A 21,682-nucleotide genomic window follows, 5' to 3' on the forward strand; every position below is an offset into this window, starting at 1 on the left:
TGCGGTGGTGCCGGGGTGGTGCGTGGTGCGGTGGTGCCGGGGTGGTGCGGTGCGGTGAGGCTGTGTCATTTCTGCCCGCGCACCCCGCGGTTCATCCCGTGCCGCCGCCGGGGTTCACCCGGCCCGCCGCGCCGACGGCTGCCCCCGGCCCGGGGTCCAGGGGAAGCGTGACCGTGAACACGGTGGTCGTGGCCGTGGGGCTCAGCTCCAGGGAGCCGCCGTGCGCCCGGACCAGCGACCGGGCGACCGACAGGCCCAGGCCGCTTCCGCCCCGGTCGCGGCTGCGGGCCTTGTCGACGCGGTAGAAACGGTCGAAGACGCTGTCCCGGTCCTCGGGCGGGATGCCGGGACCCCCGTCGCTCACGTGGACCCGCGCCGTGTCCGGCGAGACCGTCACCTCGACGCCGACCGGCGTGCCCTTCGGGGTGTGCACGGCGGCGTTGGTCAGCAGGTTGTCCAGGACCTGACGGATGCGGTGGGGGTCCATCGGCAGCGGCACGGCCGACGGGCCCGGGGCCACGGTCAGCGGATGGCCGGGATGGCTCGCGCGAAACGCGTCGGCCGCCTGCCCGACCAGTTCCACCAGGTCGGCCTTCTCCGTCCGCAGCGGTGTCTCCACCTCGGCCGCGTCCAGCCGGGCCAGCAGCAGCAGGTCGTCCAGCAGGAAGCCCATCCGGGCGGCCTCGGCGCGCAGCCGGGTCAGGTGCCTGTCCCGCTCCTCGGGCGCGTTGGCGGCCGCGTACTGGAAGAGGTCGGCGTAACCGCGCACCGACATCAGGGGGGTGCGCAGTTCGTGCGAGGCGTCGGCGACGAAACGCCGCAGCCGCTGCTCGGCCTCCGCGCGCACGGCGAGGGAGTCGTCGATGTGCTCCAGCATCGTGTTGAACGCCGTGCGCAGCTCCTCCACCTCGGGGCCGCCGCCGGGGGCGTCCGCGCGCAGCGGCAGACGCGACGCCGACTCGCTCAGGTCGTGCGAGGCGATGCCGTGCGCGGTGTGCGCCATGTCGCTGAGCGGTTTCAGACCGCGTCGCAGCAGCGCCCGCCCGAACACCACGAGCGCGAGGAGGGCCAGGCCGAAGGCGACGGCCTGGACGGTGATCAGCCGGCCGACGGTGTCCTCGAGGTCGTCCATCGGCGCACCGCTGACCAGCACCACGCCGGGCTCCACCTCGCAGGCGCGCAGCCGGTACTCCCCGGCGCCCGCGAGGTGCGCGGTGCTCAGCACCTCGGCGCCCGCCGTCGTCTGCGCCCTGGCCAGGGCGGTGAGGTCGTCGACGTCGCGGGGCACGTCACCGGGGTCCTCGGGCTTGCGCAGCACGGGCTCGCCGCCGCGCACGTCGTACACGGCGTAGTACCAGCCCCAGTACTTCTTCCCGGTCAGCGAGCCGGAGTCCACGATGCTCTTGGACTGGGCCACCTGCGCGATCCCGAGCTGGTCGTCGAGCTGGTTCGACAGATAGTCGCGCATGTAGGTGGTCAGAGCGGTCCCCACCACCGCGAACACCACCAGCGACAGCGCGCCCAGACCGAGCGCCAGCCGGGTGCCGAGCCGCAGTCCTCGGGAGGACCGCCAGAGCCGGGCGATCACTCGGCCGCCTGCCGGATGACGTATCCGAAACCCCGTACCGTCTGGATCAGCGGGTCGTCGCCCGTCGCGTCGAGCTTGCGGCGCAGCCGGCTCACCACGAGTTCGACGACGTTGGAGCGGCCGCCGAAGCCGTACTCCCACACGTGGTCGAGGATCTGCGCCTTGGTGAGCACGGTCGGCGACTTGCGCATCAGATAGCGCAGCACCTCGTACTCGGTGGGCGTCAGCGTCAGGAGCCTGCCGCCGCGCCGGACCTCCCGGGTGTCCTCCTCCATGACGACGTCCGCCACCCGCAGCACGGACCGCTGGAAGCCGGGCCCGGCGCTGCGCCGCAGCACGGTCCGCAGTCGCGCCATGAGCTCTTCCACGGCGAACGGCTTCACCAGGTAGTCGTCCCCGCCGCGGGTCAGTCCGGCCACGCGGTCGGCGACCCCGTCGCGCGCCGTGAGGAAGACGACGGGCACCATCGTGCCGGAGCGCCGCAGCCGGTCGAGCACGCCGAAGCCGTCGAGGTCGGGCAGCATCAGGTCGAGCACCACGATGTCGGGGCGGAACTCGGCGGCGCGCCGCAGCGCCTCCTCGCCGGAGTTCGCGGTGACCGCGTCCCAGCCCTCGTAGCGGGCGACCGTCGCCACGAGGTCGGCGATCGGCGGGTCGTCGTCCACGACGAGCAGTCGTACTTTTTCCACCCGCTCATAGTGCGTCACCCGGACCGCGGCGCGGGCCCCGCGTCCGCCCCGCGCGCGGATCGATAAGATCTTGAAAGTTGTACGACAGGAAAACGACAGCGAAGCACGGAGAAGCTCTGTCTCCTGAGGTCCCGATCGAGGAGTTTCCGTCCGTGACGACCGTCCAATCGCCCCCCGCGCCCCCCACGGCGATACGTCCGAAAGTGGTGGCCCGCACCGGCCTGTACGCCGTGCTGGCCGCGAACGCGGCCGTCGTGACCTGGTTCGCCGTGCAGGCGGGCTTCGCCTCCGGCGCCCTGCTCGTGGTGGGCCGGTTCGCCGGCCTGTACGCCGCGCTGCTGATGGCCTTCCAGCTGGTGCTGGTGGCCCGGCTGCCGTGGCTCGACCGCCGCATCGGCATGGACCGGCTGACCGGCTGGCACCGCTGGACCGGCTTCGGCCTGCTGTGGACGCTGGTCGGGCACGTGGTCTTCATCGTCTTCGGCTATGCCGAGCCGTCCTCGGTGAACCCCGTGAGCCAGCTCGTCGACCTCGCCGAGACCGTCGAAGGCGTCTTCCGCGCGGTCGTCGCGACGGCGCTGATCCTGGTCGTCGGCGGGGCCTCGGCCCGCTGGGCCCGCCGCAGGCTCGCCTACGAGACCTGGCACTTCATCCACCTCTACGCCTATGTCGCCGTGGTGCTGGCCTTCACCCACCAGGTCGCGGCCGGGACGACGTTCACCGCGTCGTCCGCCGCCACGGCCTACTGGTACACGCTGTGGGGCGCCGCCCTGGGCGCGGTCGTCCTGGGCCGCCTCGTGCTGCCCCTGTGGCGCAACTGGCGGCACCAGCTGCGCGTCGAGGCGGTCGTGCCCGAGGCCGACAACGTCGTCAGCGTGTACATCACCGGCCGTGACCTGGACCGGATGCCCGCCCGGGCGGGCCAGTTCTTCCTGTGGCGCTTCCTCACCAAGGACCGCTGGTGGCAGGCGAACCCGTTCTCCCTGTCGGCCGCGCCCGACGGCGCCCGGCTGCGGCTGACCGCGAAAGCGGCCGGCGAGGGCTCCGCGGGACTGCGCCGGCTGGTGCCCGGCACCCGCGTCTTCGCCGAGGGCCCTTACGGGGCGTTCACCGCGATGCACCGCACCCGCGCGGAGTCCGTGCTCATCGCGGGCGGCGTCGGCGTGACCCCGATCCGGGCGCTGCTGGAGGAGATCGACGGCCACGCGGTCGTCGTCTACCGGGTGGCCGGCGAGCGCGACGCCGTCCTCTACGACGAACTGCACGAACTGGCGCTCGCCAGGGGCGCCGAACTGCACCTGGTCACCGGGCCGGCCGTGCCCGACCGGCTGGCGCCCCGCGAACTGGCCGCGCTCGTCCCGGACATCGCCCGGCGCGACGTCTTCCTGTGCGGGCCGCCGCCGATGATGGACGCGGTCCTCGCCACCCTGCGCGAACTCGGCGTGCCCAAGCCGCAGATCCACTTCGAGCGCTTCAGCCTGGCGGGCTGAGGGATACGGGAGAGACACCGTGAAGCGAGCACTGCCTGTCCTGATCCTGTCCGTCGCGGCCCTCGTCCCGGTCTGGCGCTACGAGCCCTCGACCGGTTCGGCCGCCGCCGACACCGTCTCGACGCCCGCGACGTCCTCCGCCGGCCCGGCGCCGGGGTCGGCCGTCGCCACCGGCGCCACCGTGAGCACCGAGAAGGGCGACGTGCAGGTCCAGGTCACCTTTGCGGGCGACCGGATCACGGCGGTGAGGATGCTGAAGCAGCCGCACCATCCGCAGACCACGGCGGCGGTGCCCGAGCTCGTCGCGCAGACGCTCACCGCGCAGAGCGCGGACATCGACACCGTCTCCGGCGCGACCCTCACGAGCGAGGGCTACAAGAAGTCCCTCCAGGCCGCGATCGACGCCAAGGGCGCCTGAGGTGCGGCGCGTCGACGGCCGCGCCGGGCGGCCGGTCACCGGTGTCGACAGCCTCACCGTCGTGGCCCCGACCCTGACCGAGGCCGACGCCGTCGCCACGGCCGCCTTCGCGCTGGTCGAGCAGGGCGTCGCGTGGGCGGCGGCGCGGGAGGGCTGCGAGGTGGACGCGGTGCCGCCCGGCGGGCGCGTCCCGCGCAGCGCCGGATTCCCGGCGGAGGCGGCCGCGTGAGCGTGCAGGCGGGGGCGCTGGGAGCGGCGCTGTGGCTTCTCGGCTGGGGCGCGGCCGTCGTCGCCTGGACCTCGGGCCGGGGACGACGGCCCCCGGCCCCGCGTCCGCCCGCACCCGGCGGGGACGTTTGGGGCCCCGCCCGCGGGTCGTTGAGCCGTCCCTGAGGGCGCGGTGCGCCGGGGCGGTCGGCGGCCGACCGCCCGTCCGGTGGGCGGTCTAGACTCTCCCCGCAATGATCCGGACTCGATCGGTCGAGTGCGGGCGGAAATTGCCAGACCCGAAGGGTATTCGGCGTTTTGATACGGATAGATTCAGTCACCAAGCGGTATCCGGACGGCACGGTGGCGGTCGACCGGCTCTCCCTCGACATACCGGACCGGGCGATCACCGTCCTGGTGGGCCCCTCGGGCTGCGGCAAGACGACCACCCTGCGGATGATCAACAGAATGGTCGAGCCCAGCGAGGGCGCGATCCTCATCGACGGCGTCGACACCCGTCAGCAGCCCGTCAACACCCTGCGCCGGGGCATGGGTTACGTCATCCAGAACGCCGGTCTCTTCCAGCACCGCACGATCGTCGACAACATCGCCACCGTCCCCCGGATGCTCGGCTGGAGCAAGGGCAAGGCCCGCGCGAGGGCCCGCGAACTGATGGAACGCGTCGGCCTCGACGCCTCGTTCGCCAAGCGCTACCCCTACCAGCTCTCCGGCGGCCAGCAACAGCGCGTCGGCGTGGCCCGGGCGCTCGCCGCCGATCCGCCCGTACTGCTGATGGACGAGCCCTTCTCCGCCGTCGACCCGGTCGTCCGCAAGGGCCTCCAGGACGAACTCCTGCGCATCCAGGACGAGTTGGGCAAGACCATCGTCTTCGTCACGCACGACATCGACGAGGCCGTCAAACTGGGCACTATGGTCGCCGTGCTGCGCACCGGCGGCCGGCTGGCCCAGTTCGCGCCGCCCGCCGAGCTGCTGTCCGACCCGGCCGACGCATTCGTCGAGGACTTCCTCGGCGCCGACCGCGGCATCCGGCGCCTGTCGTTCTTCTCCTCCGCGGGCCTGAAGCTGCTCACCGCCCCGGTCGTCGCGGTCGACGCCACCGCCGAACAGATCGCCGCCCGCGGCGCGGACGAGACCCCCTACCTCCTCGTCACCGGCCTGGACGGCCGCCCGCTCGGCTGGAGCGAGCCCGGCCTGCTGACGGCCGGACGGATCGACGCCGGCCGACTCCTGTCGTGCGGACGGCCGTTCGTCGCCGGCCGGGACTCGCTGCGCGCCGCGCTGGACTGCGCCGTCCTGTCGCCCACCGGCTGGGCCGTCGCCGTGGACGACGAGGGCCGGGCCGCCGGAGTCGTCTCGCAGGCCTCCATCGCCGAGGCCATCCGGGGCGCCCACGCGGCAGGCCGCCAGGAGTCGCTCGACGACGGAGCCGGCGTCGAGAAGGCCGTCCGGTGAACCGCTTCTTCGACATCCCGAGCGACCTCCAGCACGACTGGCTCGGCCTGATCGGACTGCATCTGCGCGAGGCCCTGCTGCCCGTGCTGGCCGGACTGCTGCTCGCCCTCCCGCTGGCCCAGCTGTGCGTGCGGCTGCGCTGGCTGTACCCGCCCGTGCTGTGGGTGACGACCGTGCTCTACGCGATTCCGTCGCTGGCTTTCTTCGTCGTCCTCATCGACTACACCGGGCAGACCGAGCTGACCGTGATGATCCCGCTCACGGTCTACACCCTCGTGGTGCTCGTGCCCGCGATCGTCGAAGGCGTCCGCTCGGTGCCGCAGGAGACCCTCGCCGCCGCGACCGCCATGGGCTTCGGCCCCGTACGCCGTTACCTACAGGTCCAGTTGCCGATCGCGGTGCCCGCCATCGTCGCCGGGCTGCGCGTGGCCACCGTGTCCAGCATCAGCCTCGTCAGCGTCGGCATGCTGATCGGCAACCAGGGCGCGCTCGGCAACCTCCTGCACGACGCCCAGATCTACAACCGGCCCGAACTCGCCTGGAACTCCGTGCTCACCAGCGCCGCCCTCGCGGTCCTGGCCGACGCCCTCCTGGTCGTCGTGCGCGTCCTGCTCACCCCCTGGATGCCGAGCGGTCCGAGCCGAGGCGGATCCCGGAGCGCGGGCGGGCGTCCCGCCCCGGCCGTGCCCGCCCTGGAGGACGCAGCCCGGTGAACGTACTCAGTTTCGTCAGCGCCTTCTTCAACGACAGCGCCCACTGGCACGGTTACGACGGAATCCCCACCCGCGTGTGGGAGCACGTCCAGTACTCCCTGGAAGCCCTCGCGTTCGCGGCCGCCATCGGGCTTCCCGTCGGCCTGGTGACGGGCCACTACGGGCGGGGCGGAAACGTCCTCTCCCTGGTCGCCACGGCGGCCCGCGCGCTGCCCACCTTCGGTCTGCTGGTCGTGACGACCATCGTGCTCGGGTTCGGCATGCTGCCGGTGATGATCCCGCTGGTCGTCCTCGCCGTGCCGCCGATCCTGGTCACCACGTACGAGGCGGTGCGCTCCGTCGACCCGTCCCCGGTGGACGCCGCGCGCGGGATGGGCATGCGCGAGAGCGACGTCCTGCTCCGCGTCGAACTGCCGGTGGCGCTCCCGCTGATCTTCGGCGGTCTGCGCTCGGCGGCCATCCAGATCGTCTCCACGGCCACCATCGCCGCGTACGTCAGCCTCGGCGGCCTCGGCCGCTACATCGTCGACGGCCTCTACCAGCACGACTACGAGAAGGTCGTGGGCGGCGCGGTCCTGGTGGCCGGCCTCGCCCTGGTCACGCTCGCCCTGTTCTGGGCGGCGACCAGAGCGACCGTCTCGCCGGGGGTGCGCCGGAGCGGCTAGGCGCTGCCGGTGCGGGGCCGGGGGCGGGGAGGACCGCCTGCCGCTCGCCCGCCCCGCGCCGTCAGCGCTCCGAGCGGGCCAGGGCCTGTTCCAGCACGACGAGCAGCGCGTCCCGGACCGAGCCGCGCTCGCGCGCGTCGAACACGAGCAGCGGAACGCCGTCCGAGACGTCGAGGGCCCAGCGGACCTCGTCCAGCGTGTGCGCCACCTCCCCGTCGAAGGCGTTGACGGCGACGGCGAACGGGATCTGCTTGTGCTCGAAGTAGTCGACCGCGGCGTAGCAGTCGTCGAGGCGGCGGGTGTCGACGATGACCAGCCCGCCGACCGCGCCCTCCACGATGTCGTCCCACATGAACCCGAACCGCTCCTGTCCGGGCGTGCCGAACAGATAGAGCTTCAGGGTCGGGTCGATGGTGATGCAGCCGAAGTCCATGGCGACCGTGGTGGTGGTCTTGCGGGGAGTGTGGCTGAGGTCGTCCACCCCCGCCGCGACCTCGGTGATCGCCGCTTCGGTGGTCAGCGGCTCGATCTCGGAGATCGAGCCGACGGCGGTGGTCTTGCCCACGCCGAAGCCGCCCGCGATCACCAGTTTCACCGGCAGCGGCGGCCGTACGGCGGACTGGCCGGCCGAGGCGCGGACCAGCGGTTCAGTCGGTGTCACGGAGTACTCCCCGGGAGTCGGGGATGGCCCGCAGGCCATCGATAACCCTGCGCAGGACGGACGCGTCGTGGGTGACGCCGGAGTCGGGCACGTGCACCGACAGCTGCCCCGCCGTCCGCAGGTCCTCGGCGAGGACCCGCACCACGTTCAGGTGCAGCCGCAGCCGCGCCGCGATCTCCGCGATCGACTGCGGGACGCGGCAGGCGGCGACGATGTCGTGCTGCTCGAAGGAGAGCCGGCCGAGCGCGTCGATCCCGTCGGCGGTGGTCACCAACTGGGTCTCCACGGGCATCGTCCGGCCGGACGACGCCTCGTCCGAGCCGCCCGCGACCCGTCCGGCGGTGACCAGGAAGGGCCGGACGGCGGGCGCGGGCCCGACCGGGGCGACGCCGTCCTCGCCGGCCCCGCGCGGGGTGCGGCCGTCCGCCATCGGTGTTCGCTTTCTCTACGGTGGCACGCGGTCAACGCGTACGCGGGGCGCCGACGCTGTTCTTCAGCTCCAGGACGAGCTGCGGACTGAGCGCGGCGCCGGCGCGGTTGGCGAACACCGTCATCTCGTAGGCGATGTTGCCCAGCTTGGCCTCCTTGTCGGTGACCACGCCCAGCACCGCGCCGCTGCCGATAGCGGAGACCAGCACATGGCCGCCCTCCAGGTCGATGATGACCTTGTTCAGTCCCCCCAGGCCGTAGTTGCCGGAGGCGCCCGCGGCCAGGCTGGTGATGCCCGAGACGATCGCGGCCAGCCGTTCGGAGTCCGCGTGCTCGCGCAGCTCCGAGACGGCGATCAGCAGACCGTCGGAGGACACCGCGATGGCGTCCACGACCCCCGCGGTCTCGGTGGCGAAACGGTTGAGCAGCCAGGTGAAGTCGGCTGCGGCGGCCCGCAGATCGGTCGGCCTGGCGTCTCCGGCGGGAGTCTCACCTGTCGACGTGCTCACTGCTCGGCTCCTTCCGGAAGGTGGTTCTGGTGGTGCGGTGTGTCCCGGACCGCGATCGGATCGGCGATCGGGTGGGTCCCGTCGGACGGTTCCGACGGGGCGGACGGGTCGGACGGCGCTGTCCGGTCGGTCCGGTGGGGCTGGTCGGTCGGGTGGGGCTGGTCGAGCCGGTCGTCCGGACGGTGGCCGGGACGGTGGTCCAGCTCTTCGGCGGGACGGTGGCCGGGCCGGACGCCGTCGTGGACGCCGGCGGGGGCGGGGTGTTCGCCCGTGTCCCCGCCGCTGTCCCGGTGCGCCTGGGCCACGGCCGCCTCGAACTCCTCCAGCGCGCTGCGCACGGCGTCCGCGTCCGCCGGGCGGGCCGGACTGCGCGCCGCCTGCTGGGCGGCGGCTTCGGCCGTCGTCCGCAGCGTGGCGCCGCGCACACGGCGCCGCAGGGGACGGGCTCCGTCGCCCCCGGCGGCGGGCTCGCCGGATGCGGCGGGGCCGCCGGAGGCCGCGGCGCCGCCGGACCGCGTGTGACGTGCGGGGAGTCCCGGGCGGTCCGCGGAGTCGGCGGAGTCGGCCGGGTCGGCGGAACCGCCGTCGGAACCGCCGTAGGGCCCGGCCGCCGTACGGGCGTGGGGCACGGAATCGGACTGCGCGGTGCGACTGTGCGGCGCGGGCTCCGGCGTGCCGGCGTCGACCGGGGGCTCGGTGGCGCGGGCGTGGGCCTCGGCGTCCAGGTGGGCCGCCGCGCGCGGGGCGAGGGGCGACCGCGGCGCGGGGACGCCGTGTCCGGTGCCCGGCGTCCCGTCCCGTGGGCCGGCCGCCGGTTCGGCGGGGGCCTCGCCCGGCCCGGCCGTGACGGTGACGGCGCCGGTCCGGGCATCCTGCCGGGCCGGGGCGGTGAGTGATCCGGTCTCCGCCGGTCGGGCGGAGGCCGGATCGCCCACCGCCGTGCGCGCGGGCTCTCCGGCCGCGTCCGTGCGGGCGTGGGCGGCGGGCTCGCCGGTGCGCGGGCCGGCCGGGGTGTCGGCGGTCGAAGCGCCGGTCGTCGGTTCCTGGTCCTCGGCGCGGGACTTCGCGCCGAGCGGGGGCTCGCCCTCCGGGTCGGCGGGGGAGGGGCCGCGGCGGGGGACCCGGCGCGGCAGCACGGCCGGATCGTCCGACCGCGCGGCCCAGGACGGGACCGAGGCCGACGGGGAGGGCCCGGCCGCGGGCGCCGAGAGGGCGGCCGGTGCGGCGGCGGGCGGAGCGGCCGACGGGACGGCCGACGGGAGGGCCGCGGCCGACGGGGCGGCCGGCGTGCCGGTGGCGCCGGGCCTGTCCGCCGCGCCTGCCACGTCCTCCTCGGCCGCCGTCAGGAGCAGCGCCGAGGGGATCAGCACCTCGGCCGTCACACCGCCGCCCGGGGTGCGGGACAGGGTGACGTCCACGTCCCAGCGGCGGGCCAGCGCGCCGACCACGAACAGGCCGAGCACCTTCGTCGGGACGACGTCGAGGCGCTCGCGGCGCACCAGGCGGGCGTTCTCCTCGGCGAGCCGGTCGGCGCTCATGCCCAGGCCGTGGTCGGAGACGGTGAGGGACGCGCCGTCGCCGTCGGAGCCCACGACGACCTCGACGGGGCTGCCCTCGGGCGAGAACGACACGGCGTTCTCGAGGAGTTCGGCGATCATCAGCGTCAGGTCGCCGATGATGTCCGGCTCCACCACGGCGTCGCTCGCGACCCGCAGCCGCACCCGCTGGAAGCCCTCGATCTGGCCGAGGGCGGCCCGCACGACGTTGGTCAGCGCGGTCGGCCCGGCGTCCAGGACGGTCTCGCGGATCCCCGCGAGCAGCATCAGGCTGTCGGCGTTGCGGCGCAGGCGCACCGCGATGTGGTCGATGGAGTAGAGCCGCGCGAGCAGCGCCGGGTCGGTCTCACCGCGCTCCACCGCGTCGATCAGCGCGAGCTGACGTGTCGTCAGGTTGCTGACGCGGCGTCCGACGTTGCCGAACATCTCGGCGACGTTGCGCCGGCTGAGCACCTGGCGCTCCAGCAGCGCGGCCGCGGTCGTCTGGACATTGTTGAAGGCTTCGGCGAGTTCGCCGATCTCGTCGTCGGCGGTGACCGGCAGCTCGCGCAGCCTCGGAGGGCCGGACTCCTCGGCGTCGTCGTCGGCGACCCGGGCGAGTTCGCGGCCCGCGACGTCGGCGACCTCCTGGGCGGCTCCCGTCAGGGCCAGCACCGGACGGACCACGGAGCGGCGGACCAGGACGGAGAAGGCGATCCACAGGGCGAAGCAGAGCAGTGCCAGGCTGAGCAGCAGGCCCGCGCGCCACTGCGCGCCCGAGGCGGCGTCGTCCGCCCGGTCGGCGATCCGGTCGATGAGCGACGCGGTGATCTTCAGCCGGATCGCGGCCTGCGAGCTGTAGTCGGGGTAGGAGGCGAGCGCCTCCCGGAACGAGGCGCGGATCGCGGTCTTGGACTCGGCCTGCAACGCGCTCGGGTCCACGGCCAGTTCGGCGTAGTCCTGAGTGATCGACGCCTGCGAGGAGTTGTGCTCGATGCCGCTGAACTCCTCGGACTGCGCGTCGTCGGCGAACCGGTCGAAGCGCTGCGCCTGGTAGGTGAACACCTCGTAGGAGCCGACCGCTCCGGTGAACTCGATGAGCGCGTTGCTGTCGCCGGTGCGCGCGGAGAACACGCCGGTCTCGTAGGCGCCGTGCGCGGCGTCGGCGCGCAGCAGCGAGTCGAGGAGGCTGCCGGTGAAGGTGGTGGCCAGCGTGGGGTCGCGGTCCAGGTTCAGGCCGTCGATGAGACCGTCCGCGGCACCCGAGTAGGCGGGGTCGATGTTGTCGGCGGGCAGATAGCCCTGCTCGATGGTGGACCGCAGCCCCGCCAGTCCCTGGACCTCCTTCAGGGCCTGGAGCTCCGCGTCCGGCAGCCGGTCGTCGAAGGCGTCGATGACCTTGTTCACCTGCGTGTCCACGACGAGCTGGGCCTGCCGGTATCCGTCGCTGGAGGGGGTGCCGGCGTCGAAGGCCGCCTCGTGCCGGACGGAGAGCAGGATCGCCTGCTGGTGCTCGTCCTGGAGGTCGGCGACGAGCTGGGCCACCTCGGTGCTGTCGCGCACCAGTTGGGCGGCGTCGCTCGCGCGGTCGGACTCCTGCACCAGGTCGACGATGAGGTACGTCAGCAGCAGGGCGATCACCGTGAGCGGGATACCGACCAGTACGTTCAGCTTGCGCTGGAAGGGCCATCGGTCGGCGAAGCCCCGCATCCCCCGCCGCGCGGAGGACGATGCCGAGGACGCCGGCCGGGCGGACGCGTCCACCTCTTTCGTGGACACCGGGCCTCCTTCAAGAGGATGTTGCAAGCGTGCAAGGGGGGTCTCGCATATGCGCACTTCCGTGCACACATGTGTCCTTGTGCGACGACACTGAAAGCGGCCCCCGTACACCGCCGTGACCGCCGCCGACTGCTGTGACGAAGGTCAACTCCGCGGAGCCTATCGCCAATCGGAACGGTGCCGCGCGTCGCCCCGCGTCAAGAAATCATTACGAAGCGGAGTGGAGACGCCGTCCCGGCGATCACCGGGAGGGAGGCGGCCGATCTCCCGATCCGCGCACAAGTGATCACGGATCGACGCCAATCGGTGATCCTGCTGCCCTTGACTGATCGAGAAGCCGATGGATTGGATCAGGTCAGAGTGTGTGAGTTCTCATCAACCCCCCAGCCCGGAACGGGAACCGTGACTTCCAACACCCACAGCAGCAGGTCCCTCAGGAACCACCCCGGTGCGGCGGCCGTCGCCCTCGCCGCGATGACGGCCCTGCTGGCGGGATGTTCCTCCTCGTCCGACGACTCCTCCGACCCGCTCGCCGGCGACAAGGCGGCCGGTGACACCGTGGTCGTCGGCTCCAACAACTTCGCCGAGAGCATCCTGATCGCCGACATCTACGGCGAGGCTCTGAAGGCCAAGGGCATCAAGGTGTCCTACAAGCCCAACATCGGCAGCCGGGAGACCACGTACGGCCTGCTCAAGAACGGTTCCATCACCGTCCTGCCGGAGTACAACGGCTCGCTGCTGGCCTACCTCGACGCCAAGGCCGAGCAGACGTCGCTCGCGACCGTGAACGCGGCGGTGAAGGCCAAGCTCGACTCCAAGCTGACGCTGCTGGAGTCGTCGCCGGCCGAGGACAAGGACTCCGTCACGGTCAACGCGGCGACCGCGCAGAAGTACCACCTCACCGCGACGTCCACCCTCGCCGACCTGAAGGACATCGCGCCGAAGCTGGTCCTCGGCGGATCGCCCGAGTTCCAGACCCGCCAGCAGGGCCTGCTCGGCCTCGACTCCGTGTACGGGCTGAAGTTCAAGTCCTTCAAGGCCCTCGACGCGGGCGGCCCGCTGACCCAGGCCGCGCTGAAGAAGGACACCGTGCAGGCCGCGGACGTCTTCACCACGGACCCGACCATCACCAAGGAGAAGTTCGTCGTCCTCCAGGACCCGAAGAACCTCTTCGGCTTCGCGAACGTCACCCCGGTGGTCTACAAGAGCGGGCTCTCCCAGGAGGGCGTCGACGCGCTCAACGCCGTCTCCGCCAAGCTCGACACGAAGACCCTGCTCGACCTGGACTCCCAGGTGCAGCTCCAGAGCAAGGACCCGCTCGACGTGGCCAAGGCCTGGCTGAAGACGGCCGGCCTGGGCTGATACAGCCCGGCTGCCCGGCCCCGCCCGGACCGGCTCGCCGAACCCCGGTCGGGCCACCGGGACCGGGCCGCCGCCGAACCGCTCACCCGCTGGACCGCCGGACGCCGAACCGCTGGACTGCCGATCCGTTGGACGTCACCGCATCCGCGAACGGACGGGCCCGGGTACCCCCGCACCGAGGGGGCGCCCGGGTCCTCCTGGACGGGACCACGCTCACCGTCGGCGAGCTGCTCGCACTCGCCGACGGCGAAGCCGTGCCCGAGGTCGCCCCGGAGGCGCGCGACCGGGCCCGGCGCTCCTGGCTGACCGCGCAGCGGCTCGCCGCCTCCGGGCGGCTGTACGGGCGTGGCACCGGCGTCGGCGCGCAGCGCTCGGTGCCGGTCGAGGAGCACGACGAGGCCGCGCACGGGCTGCGGCTCCTGCGCAGCCACGCGGGCGGCGCGGGCGCCCTGCTCCCGGCCCGCCAGGTGCGGGCGATGCTCGCGGTGCGCGCCAACCAGTTGCTCGCCGGCGGCTCCGGCATCCAGCCGGCTTTCGTCGACGCCCTCGCCGACGCCCTTCGGCTGGGCGTCCACCCGGCCGTCAACGAGTACGGCGGGATCGGCACCGGCGACCTGACGGCCCTGGCGCAGACGGGTCTGACGCTGATCGGCGAACGCCCCTGGACGCGTCCCGAGCCACCCCGTCGGGCCCGCGGGGCCGGCCCGGACGCCCCCGCCTCCACCTCGGCCGACGGCTCTCACGGTGAGGATCCCGCCGCCCCGGTGCAGTTCGTCGTCGTCCCAGGCCCAGGCCCCGGCCCTGGCCCTGGCCCCGGCGCAGACCCCGGCTCCGCCCCGGCCCCTGCCCCGGCCGGTCGTCGCCTCGACCCGCGCCCCGAGCCGCCCCGCGAGCCACGTCCGGCAACCGTCACCCCCGGAGCCCCCACCGGTCCCCCTCGCACTCCCGCGCCCGTCTCCGGGACTCCCGCGCCCGTCGTCCTGCAAGCCGGTGACGCCCTGGCGTTGCTCAGCAGCAACGCCCTCGCGCTCGGGCAGGCCGCGCTCGCCCAGGGCGAACTGGACGTGCTGCTGCGGGCCGCACACGCCGTCGCCGCGCTGTCCCTCGCCGCGGTGTCCGGCTCGCCCGAGGCCTACGCCGCGCCCGTGCACGCCCTGCGCCCCTACCCCGGTGCGGCACGGGCGGCGGGCGAGGTGCGGCGGCTGCTCGGGTGGGCCGACCGCCCGCCGCCCCGCCGGGGAGGGCGCATCCAGGATCCCTTCGGCTTCCGGACCTTCCCCCAGGTCCACGGGTGCGTGCTGGACGCGTGCGAGCGACTGCGCGAGGTCGTCGAGGTGGAGATCAACTGCCCGTCCGAGAACCCCCTCATGGACGCCGCCGACGCCAGGGCCTACCACCACGGCGGCTTCTTCGCCGCGCCCCTGGGACTGGCCCTGGACGGCGTCGTCCTCGCGCTGTTGCAGAGCGCGCAGCTCTCGACCGCCCGGCTGGCGGCACTGGGCGATCCCGGACTGACCGGCCTGCCCGTCTTCCTCGCCACGGGGCCGGTGAGCAGCTCGGGCACGATGATCCTGGAGTACAGCGCCAACTCGGCTCTGGCCGAGCTGCGTTCCTGCGCGGCGCCGGCCTCGGCGGGGCACGCCGTCCTCTCCCGGGGCCTGGAGGAGGCCGCCAGCTTCGCGGGCCAGGCCGCACGGCAGACCCTGCGGGCGACGGAGGCCTACGCCGTCGTCCTCGGCTGCGAACTCGTCAGCGCGGTGAGGGCGTTGAGGCTGCATCCGGACCCGCCCCGCGTGGCGGCCCTCGCGGTGGCGACGGCGGCACTGCCCGCGGAGACGCGGGACCGTCCGCTCACCGACGACGTGACGGCGGCCGTCCGCCTGCTGCCGGTGCTGGCAGACCTGTGAGACGGCCGCCCAGTAGCCCTAGGCTCGGTGACCGTGAACAGAAGACGGCAGAAGAAGCTCACCTCGCGCCTGGTCGGGGCGGCGATGTGCGGGACGGTCCGGGACGTCGACCGTCTGCTGCGGGCCGGCGCGGACCCGGCCAGGGCAGACTCCGAGGGCACGACCCCGCTCTACCACGCGTGCGTCCACGGCGCGGCCGACGTGGCGCGCAGACTGCTGGAGGCCGGGGCGCCGCCCGACGCCGAGAGCGCCGGCGTCGGCGCCGAGGGCACTCCGCTGTGCGCGGCGGCCTGCTGGGGCCACGTGGAGACCGTGCGCACCCTGCTCGTCCACGGCGCGGACCCCGGACTGCGCGAGGATCACGGCACCGGGCTGACACCCCTGGAATGGGCGGCCGCGGGACCTCATCCGGAGACGGTCGCCGTCCTGCGCGCGGCCGGGGCCCGCTGACGGCGACCACCTCGCGCCGGCGGAACGGACTCGGGAGGGAGGGTCCGGGACGGTCCGGGGCGGGGCGGGGCGGGGCGGTCCGAGGCGGGGCGGTCCGAGGCGGGACGGGGTCAGGCCGGCGGGGGCGGGCGGAGCGTGACGTCGTCGATCAGCCGGTCGATCAGGGCGATCAGCACGTCCCGGCACGACTCCCGGTCCCGGGCGTCGCACAGCAGGACGGGCACCCGCTCCGGCAGGGCGAGGGATTCCCTGATCGCCTCCGGGGGATACGGGTGCACGCCGTGGAAGCCGTTCACCGCGACGACGAACGGGATCTCCCGCCGTTCGAAGAAGTCGACGGCGGCGAAGCTGGACTCCGGTCGCCGTACGTCGACGAGGACCACGGCGCCCAGCGCACCGATCGCCAGGTCGTTCCACATGAACCAGAAACGCTGCTGGCCGGGCGTGCCGAAGAGGTAGAGCACCAGGTCGTCGCCGATGGAGATCCGCCCGAAGTCGAGGGCCACGGTGGTGGACCGCTTCTCCTCGATGCCCTTCAGGTCGTCCACGTCCAGCCCTGCCACCGTCAGCGGCTCCTCCGTGCGCAACGGCGTGATCTCGCTGACCGCCCCGACCAACGTCGTCTTGCCGACGCCGAAGCCGCCCGCGATGAGGATCTTCACCGTGTCGGGGGCCGCCGCCGGTGCGGCCGGGCGAGCGGCGGTGTCAGATCCGGCCAAGGCCGTCCCTCACTTTCTGCAGCAGGTCCAGGTCATGGGCGCCGGTGACGGAGCGGGGCGGGCGGGCCGTGATCAGCCCCGCCTCCAGCAGGTCGCAGAGCAGGATGACGACCACGCTGACCGGCAGGTCGAGATGGGCCGCGAGTTCCGCCACGGCCACCGGCCGGGCGCACAGCCGCAGGATCCGGCCGTGCTCCGGCTGGGGCCGCGTCGGCCGTTCGGGCGGCGGGTCCACCGCGGTGACCGTGGTGATGAGCGTGAAGTCGGCGCGGCTGGGCCGGGTCCGTCCACCGGTGAGGGCGAACGGCCTGACGAGCCGGCCCGCTTCGTCGCCTCCGCTCACCTCACCCGCCGTGGGTGCGCGCGGCGGGACCGGCATGGGCCCGCGGAGCCGCGCTGAGGTGCTCGCCGATCTTCTTCACCAGCATGTTCATCTGGTACGCCACCACGCCGACGTCCGCGTTCCTGCCCGCCAGCACGACGAGGTGGGCGCCCGGACCGGCCGACGTGAGGATCAGGTAGCTGTTGGCCATCTCGATCAGTGCCTGGCGCACCGGACCGCCGCGGAAGTCCATGCTGACCCCCTTGCTGAGGCTCATCAGACCGGACGCGGTCGCCGCCAGTCGTTCCGCGTCCTCCCGCAGGAATCCGGTGGACTTGCTCACCACCAGACCGTCCTCCGAGAGCACGACGGCCTGGTTGACGTCGGCGACCCGGTCGACGAGACCGGTGAGCAGCTGGTCGAGCTGGGTGTTGGTGCCGGGGAGGGAGGGTGTCATCGGGGTGTCCTTCATGAGCGGTCGGCGGGCGTGGTCGAGTTCGTGGCGGCGCCCGTGGCGCCTGAGGCGGTGACCGGCGGGCCGCCGTCCCGGTCGGCGGCGGCCGTCTCCCGCGGCCCGCGGCACGGGGCTTCGCCATCACGGGCGTCTCCACCGGCGTCTCCACCGGCGGCGTCGGCTTCGGCTTCGGCGTCAACGTCAACGTCGGCGTCCGCTTCGGCGTCAACGTCGGCGTCCGCTTCGGTGAGGGCGCGCCGGGTGCCGCGCTGGAAGCCGGCGAGGGAGGACGCCGCGCGCTCGGCGGTGAAATCGTCCGCGAAGGGGTCTTCCTCGGTGCGCCCGGCGCGGGCCGCGGCCGCGGCGTCGTCGCGCAACTCGGTGGCGAGGCTGGTCTGCGGTATCCGGCGGGGCAGCGACGGCGGCCCGTCGGACCCGTCGGCCGAGTTCGCGACAGAGGCAGAGGCAGACGCAGCGGCAGGGGCAGGGGTAGAGATCGGGAGCGGGGCTGAGGCCGGGGACGGGACGGACGCCGTCGTACGTCCGTGGGCGCGGCCGACGTCCTCCTGCCCGGACCTGCCGTGTTCCCGCGCCTGCTCCCGTGACCGCCCCTGCTCCGGCTCCTGCCGGCGCGGTCGCTCCTGTGCCGGATCCTGTCGCCCGTCCGGGCCGGAGGCGTGCGCGTCGCGTGGCGGCTCGGACGGCTCTCCTTCCCCGGCCGTCCGCGCGGCCCGCGGACGCCGGACGCCCGCGGACGCCGTGTCGTCGCGGTCGTCGTCCGGCGCGTCCTTGACCACGATGTCGTGCGGGACGAGCACGATCGCGGTGGTGCCGCCGTACGGCGAGGAGCGCAGGGTCACGGCGATGCCGTGCCGGGTCGCGAGCCGGGCCACCACGAACATGCCCAGCCGCAGGTCGTCCGCCAGCGCCACCACGTCGAACTGCGGAGGGACCGCCAACTGCTCGTTGAAGGAGGCGTAGTCCTCCTCGGACATCCCGAGCCCGCGGTCCTCGACCTCGATCGCCAGCCCCCTGGCCACCAGCGTCGCCCGGACGCCGACCGGGGCCGGAGCGGGCGAGTAGGAGGTCGCGTTGTCGATGAGCTCGGCCAGCAGATGGATGACGTCCGCCACGGCGGGCGGCGCGACGGCCACCTCCTCCTCGGTGTGCACCTCCACCCGCCGGTACTCGGCGACCTCTCCGACGGCGCTGCGCAGAATGTCGACCAGCGCCACCGGCTCCGCCCAGCTGCGCCCCGGCCGGCCGCCGCTGATGATGACGAGGTTCTCCTCGTAGCGCCGCAACTGGCTCGCCGTGGAGTCGAGTTCGTACAGTCCTTTCAGGACGTCGGGGTCCTGGTGCCGGCGTTCCAGGGCGTCGAGCTTGCTGAGCTGGAGGTTGACCAGGTTCTGGCTCTGCCGGGCGATGCCCAGGATGACCTTCTGGAAGCCGCGCCGGGTGTCGGCGAGTTCCACCGCGGTGTGCACGGCGGTGCGCTGCGCGGTGTTGAACGCCTTGGCCACCTGGCCGAGTTCGTCGCTGCCGTAGTCGAGCGGCGGGGTCTCCGCGTCCACGTCGACGGTCTCTCCCCGGTCCAGCCGGGCCACCACGTCGGGAAGCCGCTCGTGCGCCAGGCTCAGCGTGGCCATCCGCAGTCCGTGCAGCCGCCGTGACAGGGAACGGGTGATCCGCCAGGACATGCCGACGCACACGACGAGGGCGAGAAGACCGCCGGCGCTCAGCGAGGCGGCCTTGATCAGCAGGCCGCGGGAGTTGTCCGCGCTGTGCCGCAGCAGGGTCGCCGTCTGTTCCCCGATGAGCTTCGCGTACTGGTCGCTGACGTCGATGAGCGCGGCCCGCCATGTCTTCTGCACGTCCGGCAGCGCGATGTCGCCGTGTCCGCCCTGTTCGGCGCGGGCGGCGAGCACCTTGTCCTCGACGGCCTCCAGCGTCTGCCACTGGTAGCTCGTCAGGATCCGCTCGGTGTCCGCCTTCGCGTCACCGGTGAGGGAGGGGACGATCTGGTCCTGCACGAGCCAGCGGCGGCTGTTCACCAACTGCGCGAACTTGGCCCAGGTCTTCTCGTCCATGCGGCCCCCGGGCCCGGCCAGGGTGAGTTGCAGATCCTCCTCGGAGACCAGCTCGGCCGCGTGCTCCAGCGCGACGAGCGGACCGGCCTGCGAGGTGAGGTCGCCGTCGTCGACCTGGGACAGCTCCTGGAACGCATGGATCTGGTCGTCAATGATGGACGTGTACTGGTCCAGGGCCTGCGCGGCGGTGATGTCGACGGGGTCGTCCACCTGACCACGGTAGTACTCCAGGCTGCCGACCGAGGCGACGACCGAGTAAAGCCGGTCACGGACACGGGCGGGCGCCTTCTGGATGTCGTCCGCCCGGGACACCAGCTTGGCGACCGCCTCGTCCGTCTTCGTGCGCTGGGCCTCCAGCGCGGCCCGGGACCCGCCGGGACCGGAGGCCAGCCACACCGCCGACAGACTGCGCTCCTGCTGGAGCGCGAGCGTCGCCTCGGTGCCCATCGCGCCGGTGGACCTGCTCAGTTCCGTCTGCGCGCGCAGCCGCAGCCCCTCGGTGAACATCTGGGTCGTCGTCACACCCCACATGGCGGTGAGGGTGACGCCGGGCACCAGCGCCAGCAGGATCAGGGAGAGACGTATGGAGCCGAGACGGCGGCGCCGGGCGCCGGACCGAGGAGACATGGCCGTCCTAGGAGCGATCAGCGGGGAGGGGGAAGAGGGGACGGGGAGGGGGAGAGGGCCAGGGAGAAGGGCCAGGGGAAAAGGGGGCGGGGAGGGAGCGAGGGGAGGGGAGCGAGGGGCGGCGTGCGGTCAGCGGGTTCCGGCGGCGGCGAAGCGGGCGACCTGGGCGACGTTGGCGCGGGTGACGAAGGCGGGGCCGGTCAGCACGGGGGCCACGCCGCCGCCGCTGACGTTGCCGTTGGTCCGGTGCAGCCACAGTCCGTCGACGGCCAGGTACCCCTGGAGATAGGGCTGCTGGTCCACGGCGAACTGCACCCGGCCGTCGCGCACGGCCGTGACCAGGTCCTTGTTGAGGTCGAACGTGGCGACCTCGGCCTTGCTGCCGGCCTTGTCGGCGGCCTGTACGGCCGCGAGCGCGAACTGGGCCCCGTTGGTGATGACTTCGTCGATGTCGGGGTCCTGCCGCAGCCGTGTCGTCACGACGGCGGTCATCGCGTCCATGTCCGTCCCGTCGACGTAGAGCATGTCCGTCTCACCGGAGAACGTCTTCTTCACACCGGCGCAGCGGGCCTCCAGGGCGACGTTGCCCCGCTCGTGGATGACGCACAGGGCGTGCTTGACGTGGAGGCCGTCGAGCTTGTCGCCGACGGCCCGGCCCGCGACGCTCTCGTCCTGGCCGAAATACTCCAGCAGCCCCGCCGAACGCCACGCGTCGATGCCGGAGTTGAGGCCGACCACGGGTATGCCGGCCGCCTTGGCCGCGGCCACCGGGGCCTTCATCGCCCGCGGTTTGGCGAGGGTCACGGCGATGCCGTCGACCTTGTCGCGGATCGCGTTGCGCACCAGTGCGGCCTGGCCCGCGCCGTCGGGGTCGCTGGCGTAGGCCAGGTCGACGCCGTCCTTGTCGGCCGCCGCCTCGGCGCCCTTGCGCACCAGCTCCCAGAAGGCGTCGTCCTCGGCGCCGTGGGTGATCAGGGCGATCCTGACGCGGCCGGCCGGGCCGCCCGCCCGGTCCGCGGCCGGGGCGGACGAGCCGGCGCCGGAGCAGCCGGCGAGCAGGAGGCAGCAGGCCGCGGCCAGGGCGGCGAGGCGCGGCGATCTCGGGATCGCGGAGGATCGGGGAAAGGGGAGGGGGAGGGGAGTGGTCATGGGGGGCTGCACCTCGCTGTGCGGCAGAGCAGAGGGACGGGCGAGCGGCACCGGTGCGAGGGGGTGGGCACCGGCGGGAGACTTCCGTTGGCTCGGAGCCAACCGTGTGTGACCGCCGGTAGTCAAGTGAGCTGCCACCGGGGGTGAGAGGCCGGTGCCGCATTGTGATCCTGAATGCCCGCGGTATGGACCAGCGGGACAAAGACGCAGGTGGATTGACTGATCGTCAATGCGTCCAGGTATGGACCGGGGGCGCGCCGGACGCGCGGTGGGATACGCGACGCGCGAGGCGTACGGCGCGCGGGGCACGCAGAGCACAGAGCACAGAGCACGCAGGGCGTACGGCGCTCGGCGTGACGGGATGGCGTGACGGCGGTGGCGTGACGCGGTGGTGTGAGGCGTGGCGTGACGGCCGGCGCTCCAGGGAACGAAGACCGGCGGGGCCG

At 73.3% G+C, this 21,682-nt stretch carries 19 protein-coding genes and 1 pseudogene; 9 read left to right on the forward strand and 11 right to left on the reverse strand.

Annotated features, from left to right (window positions below):
* Window positions 1–91: 91 nt before the first annotated feature.
* Together OG802_RS27630 and OG802_RS27635 are read right to left on the reverse strand one after the other, a co-directional pair.
* Window positions 92–1,588, reverse strand: a complete 1,497-nt coding sequence (locus OG802_RS27630) for a sensor histidine kinase (protein ID WP_329414719.1) — start codon at window positions 1,586–1,588, stop codon at window positions 92–94.
* Window positions 1,585–2,277 (reverse strand): response regulator transcription factor, encoded by a 693-nt coding sequence (locus OG802_RS27635; RefSeq protein WP_329414722.1) that lies wholly within the window; start codon window positions 2,275–2,277, stop codon window positions 1,585–1,587. The genes OG802_RS27630 and OG802_RS27635 overlap by 4 nt, the downstream gene beginning before the upstream one ends.
* 152 nt (window positions 2,278–2,429) lie before the next feature.
* Between OG802_RS27635 and OG802_RS27640 the strand changes: the two genes are divergently transcribed.
* From OG802_RS27640 to OG802_RS27665, 6 genes and pseudogenes are all read left to right on the forward strand, one after another.
* Window positions 2,430–3,767: a ferredoxin reductase family protein gene (locus OG802_RS27640; RefSeq protein WP_329414725.1), complete on the forward strand. Its 1,338-nt coding sequence runs from the start codon at window positions 2,430–2,432 to the stop codon at window positions 3,765–3,767.
* Window positions 3,768–3,786: 19 nt separating this feature from the next.
* Window positions 3,787–4,185, forward strand: coding sequence for an FMN-binding protein (locus OG802_RS27645; protein WP_329414728.1), 399 nt, complete (start codon window positions 3,787–3,789; stop codon window positions 4,183–4,185).
* Between the two features lie 10 nt (window positions 4,186–4,195).
* Window positions 4,196–4,414 (forward strand): annotated as a pseudogene (locus OG802_RS27650) (FAD:protein FMN transferase); the annotation flags it as partial.
* A 296-nt stretch (window positions 4,415–4,710) separates the two neighbouring features.
* The gene (locus tag OG802_RS27655) at window positions 4,711–5,865 is read left to right on the forward strand and encodes an ABC transporter ATP-binding protein (protein ID WP_329414731.1); all 1,155 of its coding nucleotides are present in this window, start codon (window positions 4,711–4,713) and stop codon (window positions 5,863–5,865) included.
* Window positions 5,862–6,578, forward strand: coding sequence for an ABC transporter permease (locus OG802_RS27660; RefSeq protein ID WP_329414735.1), 717 nt, complete (start codon window positions 5,862–5,864; stop codon window positions 6,576–6,578). Before OG802_RS27655 ends, OG802_RS27660 begins: the two co-directional genes overlap by 4 nt.
* Window positions 6,575–7,243 (forward strand): ABC transporter permease, encoded by a 669-nt coding sequence (locus tag OG802_RS27665; protein ID WP_329414737.1) that lies wholly within the window; start codon window positions 6,575–6,577, stop codon window positions 7,241–7,243. The genes OG802_RS27660 and OG802_RS27665 overlap by 4 nt, the downstream gene beginning before the upstream one ends.
* Window positions 7,244–7,304: 61 nt before the next feature.
* On the opposite strand, the gene OG802_RS27670 is transcribed toward OG802_RS27665, so the two are convergent.
* The 4 genes from OG802_RS27670 to OG802_RS27685 are packed head-to-tail and all read right to left on the reverse strand — an operon-like array spanning window position 7,305 to window position 12,156.
* Window positions 7,305–7,904: a GTP-binding protein gene (locus tag OG802_RS27670; RefSeq protein WP_329414740.1), complete on the reverse strand. Its 600-nt coding sequence runs from the start codon at window positions 7,902–7,904 to the stop codon at window positions 7,305–7,307.
* On the reverse strand, window positions 7,891–8,334 hold the full coding sequence (locus OG802_RS27675; protein WP_329414742.1) for a DUF742 domain-containing protein: 444 nt from the start codon (window positions 8,332–8,334) through the stop codon (window positions 7,891–7,893). Before OG802_RS27675 ends, OG802_RS27670 begins: the two co-directional genes overlap by 14 nt.
* Before the next feature lie 31 nt (window positions 8,335–8,365).
* Window positions 8,366–8,842, reverse strand: coding sequence for a roadblock/LC7 domain-containing protein (locus tag OG802_RS27680; RefSeq protein ID WP_329414744.1), 477 nt, complete (start codon window positions 8,840–8,842; stop codon window positions 8,366–8,368).
* Window positions 8,839–12,156 (reverse strand): sensor histidine kinase, encoded by a 3,318-nt coding sequence (locus OG802_RS27685; protein WP_329414746.1) that lies wholly within the window; start codon window positions 12,154–12,156, stop codon window positions 8,839–8,841. Before OG802_RS27685 ends, OG802_RS27680 begins: the two co-directional genes overlap by 4 nt.
* 402 nt (window positions 12,157–12,558) lie before the next feature.
* On the opposite strand from OG802_RS27685, the gene OG802_RS27690 reads away from it, so the two are divergent.
* The 3 genes from OG802_RS27690 to OG802_RS27700 all read left to right on the forward strand — a co-directional run bounded on the left by OG802_RS27690 (window position 12,559) and on the right by OG802_RS27700 (window position 15,875).
* Window positions 12,559–13,518, forward strand: a complete 960-nt coding sequence (locus OG802_RS27690; RefSeq protein ID WP_443055374.1) for an ABC transporter substrate-binding protein — start codon at window positions 12,559–12,561, stop codon at window positions 13,516–13,518.
* A 128-nt stretch (window positions 13,519–13,646) separates the two neighbouring features.
* Window positions 13,647–15,425 (forward strand): aromatic amino acid lyase, encoded by a 1,779-nt coding sequence (locus OG802_RS27695; protein ID WP_329414748.1) that lies wholly within the window; start codon window positions 13,647–13,649, stop codon window positions 15,423–15,425.
* Between the two features lie 33 nt (window positions 15,426–15,458).
* Window positions 15,459–15,875: an ankyrin repeat domain-containing protein gene (locus OG802_RS27700; RefSeq protein WP_329414750.1), complete on the forward strand. Its 417-nt coding sequence runs from the start codon at window positions 15,459–15,461 to the stop codon at window positions 15,873–15,875.
* A 110-nt stretch (window positions 15,876–15,985) separates the two neighbouring features.
* On the opposite strand, the gene OG802_RS27705 is transcribed toward OG802_RS27700, so the two are convergent.
* From OG802_RS27705 to OG802_RS27725, 5 genes are all read right to left on the reverse strand, one after another.
* Complete coding sequence (locus OG802_RS27705; RefSeq protein WP_329414752.1) at window positions 15,986–16,594, reverse strand: GTP-binding protein; 609 nt, start codon at window positions 16,592–16,594, stop codon at window positions 15,986–15,988.
* Window positions 16,581–16,937, reverse strand: coding sequence for a DUF742 domain-containing protein (locus tag OG802_RS27710; protein WP_329414754.1), 357 nt, complete (start codon window positions 16,935–16,937; stop codon window positions 16,581–16,583). Before OG802_RS27710 ends, OG802_RS27705 begins: the two co-directional genes overlap by 14 nt.
* 1 nt (window position 16,938) lies before the next feature.
* Entirely contained in the window at window positions 16,939–17,373 is a 435-nt protein-coding gene (locus OG802_RS27715) for a roadblock/LC7 domain-containing protein (RefSeq protein WP_329414757.1), read from the reverse strand.
* Window positions 17,374–17,384: 11 nt separating this feature from the next.
* The gene (locus tag OG802_RS27720; protein WP_329414760.1) at window positions 17,385–20,087 is read right to left on the reverse strand and encodes a sensor histidine kinase; all 2,703 of its coding nucleotides are present in this window, start codon (window positions 20,085–20,087) and stop codon (window positions 17,385–17,387) included.
* A 129-nt stretch (window positions 20,088–20,216) separates the two neighbouring features.
* Window positions 20,217–21,236, reverse strand: coding sequence for a substrate-binding domain-containing protein (locus tag OG802_RS27725; protein WP_329414762.1), 1,020 nt, complete (start codon window positions 21,234–21,236; stop codon window positions 20,217–20,219).
* Window positions 21,237–21,682: the final 446 nt, after the last annotated feature.

This window comes from Streptomyces sp. NBC_00704, assembly GCF_036226605.1.
Lineage (GTDB): Bacteria > Actinomycetota > Actinomycetes > Streptomycetales > Streptomycetaceae > Streptomyces.

Bases quoted from the DNA above. Each gene is read 5' to 3' on its own strand.
- OG802_RS27675 (WP_329414742.1), bottom strand. From the start codon at position 8,334: ATGGCGGACGGCCGCACCCCGCGCGGGGCCGGCGAGGACGGCGTCGCC.
- OG802_RS27715 (WP_329414757.1), bottom strand. From the start codon at position 17,373: ATGACACCCTCCCTCCCCGGCACCAACACCCAGCTCGACCAGCTGCTC.
- OG802_RS27720 (WP_329414760.1), bottom strand. From the start codon at position 20,087: ATGTCTCCTCGGTCCGGCGCCCGGCGCCGCCGTCTCGGCTCCATACGT.
- OG802_RS27725 (WP_329414762.1), bottom strand. From the start codon at position 21,236: ATGACCACTCCCCTCCCCCTCCCCTTTCCCCGATCCTCCGCGATCCCG.